This is a genomic window from Wolbachia endosymbiont of Cardiocondyla obscurior (assembly GCF_902713635.1).
GTDB classification, from domain to species: Bacteria; Pseudomonadota; Alphaproteobacteria; order Rickettsiales; family Anaplasmataceae; genus Wolbachia; species Wolbachia pipientis.
This window is the reverse complement of the sequence record NZ_CACTIU010000064.1, coordinates 1-7,398: the sequence shown is the minus strand read 5'-3', so window position 1 is coordinate 7,398 and position 7,398 is coordinate 1. Positions and strand designations below refer to the sequence as shown.

The window sequence follows — 7,398 nt, the reverse complement described above, 5'->3', positions numbered from 1 at the left end:
GCCTAAACGCCATCATGTCTTTAGGAGAGTTTGCTAATGAAAGTTCTTAAGTTGACGTCATTGGCTGAATGGATACGGAATGACACCATCCTTTTTTCTGGATTCCAGACTGGAATGACACCTCTGGACACTTCCGTCGTAAAGGAACCAGTGTCAGCTACTCGGATGACACCTTTTTTCTACTTAGTTTGGGTTATGCAAGAAGTCTAATGAAGTGAAAATAAATTTATTTACCAAAATAGAGTTGCCTTGGTCTACAGATCTTAGTTTCTTTATCATTTATCATTTCATACCACTGAGTAACCCAACCAGTGGTTCTTGCAAGTGCAAAAATAGGCGTGAACATATTTGAGGGGATATCAATAGCATTCATTATTATACCTGAGTAAAAATCAACATTTGGATATAACTTACGCACGATAAAATATTCATCCTTTAAAGCTATTTCTTCAAGTTTTTTTGCAATTTTAAGCAGTTCATTATTTTGTTCTAGTTTACTTAGAACCTCATGGCAAGCGCCTTTCAATATACGCGCGCGCGGATCATAATTTTTATAAACACGATGTCCAAATCCCATCAATTTAAATGGATCTTTATCATCTTTAGCTTTTTCGATGAATTTATCTATATCTCCACTTTGCTCTATCTCTTTTAGCATATTTATAACTGCCTCATTAGCTCCACCATGTGCTGGTCCCCAAAGTGTAGCAACTCCTGCAGAGAGGCTTGCAAACAGATTAGAACCAGCCGATCCCACCAATCTGACAGCCGCCGTAGAAGCATTCTGTTCATGATCAGCATGGAGAGTAAATATTTTATCCAGAGCTTTTGCAAAAAGGGCGCTTTTATCATTATCAACAGCATCGCCAAATATCATCTTTAAGAAATTTTCACTGTAACTTAATTCATTGTTAGCATTTATGAATTCCTGATTGTTGATATGCCTATAAATCATTGCAATAATTGTGGAAACTTGCGCTATTGCAGAAATTCCAAAATCTAGGTCTTCACCATTGACATTGTTGCCATGCTTTTCATGATAAGATGCTGACAAACTTGCAAAACATGCAACTAAGATTGACATAGGGTGAGCAGTTTTTGGAAATGCTTTAATTACATTTGTAACTTGCTCTGATACTTTGGATGATTCTTGTATTTTGAGAAGAAATTTTTTGTGTTGCTCTGAACTGGGTAATTCACCATAGAGCAATAAATAAATCACAGCAGTAAAATTATTATTCTCTGCCAAATCAGCTATATTATGTCCCCTATATTTAAGAACTCCTTCATCTCCATCAATGAATGTAATTGTAGAAGAGCATGAAGCTGTAGAAACAAACCCTGGATCGTAAGTGAATAATCCTGTCATCTTATATAAATCCTTGATATTTAACACATCAGGACCTGTTGTTCCGCTTAATACAGGTAGCTCGATTTTTAATCCATTACTTAGTTCTAATAGCACTTTTTTATCCATCACTTAAGCTACTTAAATTTTATACAGAATATACAAACTGAGGAGTATATATTAATACAGTTAACTTTACATTAACCGTATTAAGCGGTCATCAATGCTTTTACTTTTGCATTTAAGCGACTTATTTTACGCGCAGCAGTATTCCTATGAATAACACCTTTATTCACACACTTGTGTAAATTAGATTCAGCATTCCGAAATGCCAGAACAACATTTTCTTTGTCGCCAGACTTGATTATATCAACCAATTTTCTAATAGAGGTGCGAGTTTTACTTTTCCGCATCTTATTTATTAAAGTGCGCTTTGCTATTACCTTTATCATTTTTTTAGCACTCTTATGATTTGCCATATATTAATACCTAAAATACTGTACTTTTCTTTTAATTATAAAGTTTTTTTGTTAATTTGCAATATCAGTTTTTCCTATGGTTAATCTACTGCTTCTCTCTTCAATAATTTTTTCTAAACTTTGCAAGAATTCATTTTTGTTTAACCCAGGATATATTGGGGGCAATATTTCTATTACTGCCTTTCCGGGATTCTTTCTCAGAGAAAGTATGCTTTTTGGCCAAAACAAACCAGTGTTTAAAGCAACCGGTAACACAGGAACAGATAATACGCTATATAAAGCAGCAATACCTGGTTGATATTTTATATTTTGGTTTATAGTTGTTCTTGTACCTTCAGGAAATATTATTATGCTTCTATTTTCTTTTATACGCATTTTTGCTAGTTTGATTATATGGCGTATAGAACTGATACCATCTGAACGGTTAATAAAAATCATTTTCAGCGCTATAAGATGCAAACCAATGAATGGAATCCATTTCAATTCACGTTTTAAAATAAAAACCGCTTTTCTAAATAGTAGTATAAAAATAAATGTTTCAAATGGAGATTGGTGTTTAGATGCAATGATAAAAGGTTGCTTAGGGATGTTTTCCATTCCCCTCACTTCATATTTAATGCCACATAATAAACGCAGCATGAATAATACAACTCTCACCGAACAGACGAGGAAAATGGTTATTACACACTCAGAAAAGAAAATTACAGGGAGAGTAATGAAAGTATAGAATACCTCCCATAATATAAGAAAGAAATTAAACAATAAACTTGAAATCACAAACTCACATAAATTTATTTAAATTTAACTTTATTACAAATTAAAAACAATAAATTTAATTATTGATCATCTGAGTAATAGGATGCGAATCAGCTAATTTGTCCTTTAACTTTTCGTTAGCAATATGAGTATATATTTGTGTTGTAGAAAGGTTAGTATGGCCAAGAACTTTCTGTATCAACACAATATTTGCTCCGCTATTTAGTAGATGGGTAGCAAAAGAATGCCTAATCACGTGTGGAGAGATCTTATTTTCATCAATATTGCATTTTCTTGCCAACTCCTTCATTAATTGACCGACCCTCTGCCTTGTAATTGGTTTATTAGGTTTATCACCTGGGAATAGCCAATCGGATTCCTTTTCTTTAGAGATCAGATTATCACGAACTGATAAATAATTTCTAAGGCTCTGCAATGCTTGTTCATTAAAAAGAATTTGCCTCTCTCTACCACTTTTTCCTTTTATTATTATATAGCATTCTTTGTTATTACTGTTTATTAAATGTGACACTTCACATAATTTCATACTAATTAGTTCAGAAACACGCATTCCAGAAGAGTAAAGGATATCTAAAATCGCACATAGCCTTTTACTGCTTATCTCTTTATTCGATTCGCTTGCTGATTTTCTCACTGTGTCCATTAGCAAAAATATTTCTTCGACACTTAAATACTTAGGCAAAGGACGAGAAACTTTTGGATTCTTTAATTCAGCATCATTAGCCGGCGCTGGATTAAAATCTATTATTCCGTCATTAAATAGACACTTGTAAAAATTTTTCATAGCGGATATTTTTCTTGATATAGAGCTACTTTTATATTTTTTTTGTGTACATAAAGATTTCACATAATCTTTAATATTGGTTTTGTTTACACCAACCAAGGTAGTGCCGCTTTCCAATAAAAATTCTTCAAACTGGTGTAAATCCGAACGATAACTTTCCAGAGTATTTTGTGCAGCGGACCTCTCTGAAGCTAAAGCATCTATGTAATATGTTATGTAAAGATTTTCTTTTTTATTTTGCGACTGTTTATTTTTCATTATCAGTTCCTATATTTATTTCTTTGGCTATAATGTGATTAGAAGTGTTCCCTGTGTTTCTTATGAGAAAATATGAGACAAATAAAGCATTTATCAATAGAGTGAACATCACAAACTTTTGCTTTAACCTTTTTCTTAAATTTAATCTTACTCTTATCATAGTTAAATTATAACGTTAAATCTATAAAAAACACCTTATAAAGTGAGCTCTACTATAAATATAGAATACTTCTTAGCTGTATCTATCTATATTTATTATAACATAAAATTGATTATAATTCTAACATGGACAGATAGAGATTCCAATTACGTTAGTGTTATGGGTGTTAATAAATTTTTAATATACACCTTTACAAAAGAAGAAATCAAATGGCATCTTTTTTTAATAAAGTGCTAATAAAAGGAACGGTCACATTTGACCCTATAGATTCATTATCTATCTTTTCTATAATTTTATCAATGCTATAGAAAGAACGTTCTATTCTTGCTAAAATATAATTAATCACTTTTAAATCAATTTTTAACTGTTTATCTGAAAATCGTTTTATTAGCATAATTCTTAATAATTCCTCGCTTGCAGGCAAAATTTTTACGCTGATAGTTGATAATATTCGAGAACTTAAATCTCTTAGTTTGAAGTTAAGCTTTTTTGGTGAAATTGAAGAAGTGATTAGCAGCCTCTTGTCGTTTTCTTTCATGTAATTGTAACAATGTAATAACATTGCTTCATCTTTAATGTTTTGTACGTCTTCTAAAATAAAAGCATCGCTATACCTAATCTCGCTTACGAAGTTATTCACATTGATAAAGATTGCATCGTTTATTGATTGCCAAATATGAGCAAGATGAGTTTTACCGGAGCTTTTAGGTCCAAAAAGAATCAGACATTTCCAAGATAAATCATTAACTACCGAATTATATACGTGCTTATTTTCATCTAAGATGATGTAATTTTGCCGGCTATAATCAGCTTGATTGTTGTTAAATAAATTTAATTGCACGTTGAACCTCTTACGTAACCTCTTTCTGGTAGTAATTTTTGCACAGAAATTTACTTACGCTCCTCAAATGTGTCAGGTATTCTGGGCTCATTTCTCCTCTTACCATAAATTGATTATGCAAAAGGTCTGTTAGCCGTTTTTATAAAGCTCACTTTTAAAATATTTATTGATTGCATATTCTACTGATACATTGAACATTGCTATTATTGGAATAAAAAGTAATATACCTGTAAATCCAAAATATGAAGCGCATATAGTAATTCCCAGAATAATTACAGTTGGATGTATATGAACTTTTTTTCCTATTAATAAAGGAACTAATATGTTTGAATCTATTAATTGCCCAACACCAAATAATAGCAAAACAGCAGCACTTTCAAACCATCCACTAAATTGAGTGATAGCGCTCAAAAACCCAATAATGGTATATAATAATGGCCCTACGTAAGGTATGAACGTTAACATTCCTGATAAAATTCCAATAACAATAGAGTGTTCCAATCCAATTATGCTCAGACTCACAGAGTAAAAGACCATCATGACAATACATACATTTACCTGCCCCTTTAGATAATTAGATATAATGAAATCCACTTTGGAAAAATAATCTGCAATTTTTCCTCTGTAAGGAATAGGGATTAATTTACTAGCTTTTTCTATAATTAAAGGCCAATCACGTAATATATAGAAAAACACTACAGGAGTAATCACCATTAATGATACCGTGTTAAAGCTTGAACTTAACACTTGGATTATAAAGTTACTAGCAATATCAAGAGCATTCATGAAATAAGATACATAGTTGCTGTAATTTTCTGCTAGATTTTTAGATAAATGATCAAATAAGCTATCCTCGATTTTCATATTAAGAAATTCTAATACAGAGGGGATTACTTTAAGCTTTAATGAAGGCACTTTACTCACTAAGAAATTTAATATTGAAGTAATTTGAACATATATAATAGGTAAAACAAATGTTATGACTAGTATAAAAGCTATTAATAAAATAAGTATTATAAAAATTACAGAACATGAACGTGGTATTCTATACTTTTCAAACTTGACTACTAGCGGATTAAACAAATATGCAATAATAATAGATATTAAACATGGAAAAATCATAGGACGCATCAGGAATAACATCCCTATTATAAAAAGCAGTATGAAACAAATAGTTATATGACGTTTTTGCATGTGTTTAGCATAGCTAATTTACTGAAAAATATGCAATTTATTTTTCCTATGTTGAAAGTATTTTACGATTTGTAATACTATCGTTTTTTACTAAAATTTAGTTGTTTAATCCGCAGGCAAAGATAGATTTTGAGCTCTCTAAATATCTCTTTTGCTATTATAATTATGCTAGTTAATAGGGGAAGTAACTTTTATATGATGTCAGAAATTTTATTTTTCGGAAAGAATCTTGGATAGAGAGGAAAGCTTCTACAAAAAGAAATATGTGCGCTAAGAAATACAAAATAGCAGCATTAATAGTTGCAGCGGGAGTAGGCAGTAGATGCAATTCTACGATTCCTAAGCAATATATAAAACTGGCAGGTAAATCTGTTTTATTTCATACAATTAAAAGATTTCTGGCTAACCAATATATAGATTACATAAGAATAGCAATTAATAGAGACCATGAAAGTTTCTATGAGAAAGCTATATCACTAATTACAGACACTAAATTACTAAGCCCTGTATACGGAGGAGAAAACAGGCAAAGTTCAGTTAAACTAGGGCTTGAAAGCTTACAAAAAGTTAACCCAGATTTTGTAGTTATACACGATGCTTGTAGGCCTTTTGTGTCAGATGTTCTGATAGATAACTTGGTTGAATCTATGATTAATGATCAATATACAGGAGTAGTTCCAGCAATAGAAGTTGAAGACACTATGTCATTGGTGAGTAATAGTTTTATTGAATCTACGATTTCAAGAGGAAAGCTCAGAGCCATACAAACCCCTCAAATTTTTAATTTCAAAGAATTATTATCATGCCATCAATCAGTCAAAGAATTTACTGACGATTCATCACTAATGGTAGAGCACAAAAAACATGTTGCGATTATTAAAGGTGAGAAAAGCAATTTTAAGTTAACCACAAAAGAGGATATCAATATGGCAAAGCTTCTTTTTGAAGAGCCAAAATTTCGTGTCGGAGCCGGTTATGATATACATAAGTTCATTAAAGTTCAAAATGGTGCTGAAAGCTTTATAAAAATTTGCGGTGTGAAAATTGAACACAACATGGCAATAGAAGCGCACTCTGATGGTGATGTTGCAATACATGCAATCGTTGATGCAATACTCGGAGCACTGGGATGTGGCGACATAGGAGAGCACTTTCCTCCTAGTTCCTCTGAATGGAAAGATTGCAATTCATCTCACTTTCTTGACTTTGCTGCTAAAAAAGCAAAAGAAAAAGGGTACAGCGTGTCTAATTTAGATATTACTATAGTTTGTGAAGAGCCTAAAATATCGCCTTACAAAGTAGAAATGAAGAAATTCATATCAAAAGCATTAGAAATTGATGATGAATTTGTAAATATCAAAGCAACCACTGCAGAGAAATTAGGTTATATTGGAAGAAATGAAGGAATAGCAGTGCATGCTTCTGTGTTATTGCATACAAACTTTTATTGGAAATAGAAACGAAAAAACTTACTTGACATCCTTCGCCAGCCCCCTTATCATGAAACTGAAGCTATTTATTTATCTTCTCTGTACAGATTAAATGACAAAAAAACTC

The 7,398-nt window shown here is 31.7% G+C and carries 9 protein-coding genes; 2 read left to right on the top strand and 7 right to left on the bottom strand.

Annotated features, from left to right (window positions below):
* Positions 1-36: 36 nt before the first annotated feature.
* Positions 37-210 (top strand): hypothetical protein, encoded by a 174-nt coding sequence (locus WOCAOBSORBRA_RS05070; protein WP_174516060.1) that lies wholly within the window; start codon positions 37-39, stop codon positions 208-210.
* 16 nt (positions 211-226) lie between these two features.
* Here the strand turns inward: WOCAOBSORBRA_RS05070 and WOCAOBSORBRA_RS05065 are convergent, their stop codons facing one another.
* From WOCAOBSORBRA_RS05065 to WOCAOBSORBRA_RS05035, 7 genes are all read right to left on the bottom strand, one after another.
* Positions 227-1,477, bottom strand: a complete 1,251-nt coding sequence (locus tag WOCAOBSORBRA_RS05065) for a citrate synthase (protein WP_015589409.1) — start codon at positions 1,475-1,477, stop codon at positions 227-229.
* Between the two features lie 80 nt (positions 1,478-1,557).
* Complete coding sequence (gene rpsT / locus WOCAOBSORBRA_RS05060; protein ID WP_012673338.1) at positions 1,558-1,827, bottom strand: 30S ribosomal protein S20; 270 nt, start codon at positions 1,825-1,827, stop codon at positions 1,558-1,560.
* A gap of 51 nt (positions 1,828-1,878) precedes the next feature.
* A complete protein-coding gene (locus tag WOCAOBSORBRA_RS05055; protein WP_010963063.1) occupies positions 1,879-2,604 on the bottom strand; it encodes a lysophospholipid acyltransferase family protein in 726 nt (241 codons plus the stop codon).
* Positions 2,605-2,659: 55 nt separating this feature from the next.
* Positions 2,660-3,646: a tyrosine recombinase gene (locus WOCAOBSORBRA_RS05050; RefSeq protein WP_151808093.1), complete on the bottom strand. Its 987-nt coding sequence runs from the start codon at positions 3,644-3,646 to the stop codon at positions 2,660-2,662.
* Complete coding sequence (locus tag WOCAOBSORBRA_RS05045) at positions 3,636-3,806, bottom strand: hypothetical protein (RefSeq protein ID WP_174516059.1); 171 nt, start codon at positions 3,804-3,806, stop codon at positions 3,636-3,638. The genes WOCAOBSORBRA_RS05050 and WOCAOBSORBRA_RS05045 overlap by 11 nt, the downstream gene beginning before the upstream one ends.
* Before the next feature lie 205 nt (positions 3,807-4,011).
* Entirely contained in the window at positions 4,012-4,647 is a 636-nt protein-coding gene (locus tag WOCAOBSORBRA_RS05040; protein ID WP_006280257.1) for a DnaA ATPase domain-containing protein, read from the bottom strand.
* A 129-nt stretch (positions 4,648-4,776) separates the two neighbouring features.
* Complete coding sequence (locus tag WOCAOBSORBRA_RS05035) at positions 4,777-5,841, bottom strand: AI-2E family transporter (RefSeq protein ID WP_151808091.1); 1,065 nt, start codon at positions 5,839-5,841, stop codon at positions 4,777-4,779.
* Between the two features lie 263 nt (positions 5,842-6,104).
* Here WOCAOBSORBRA_RS05035 and WOCAOBSORBRA_RS05030 point away from each other — a divergent pair, with 263 nt between their 5' ends.
* Entirely contained in the window at positions 6,105-7,298 is a 1,194-nt protein-coding gene (locus WOCAOBSORBRA_RS05030; RefSeq protein ID WP_155969285.1) for a bifunctional 2-C-methyl-D-erythritol 4-phosphate cytidylyltransferase/2-C-methyl-D-erythritol 2,4-cyclodiphosphate synthase, read from the top strand.
* The last annotated feature ends 100 nt before the right edge of the window (positions 7,299-7,398 follow it).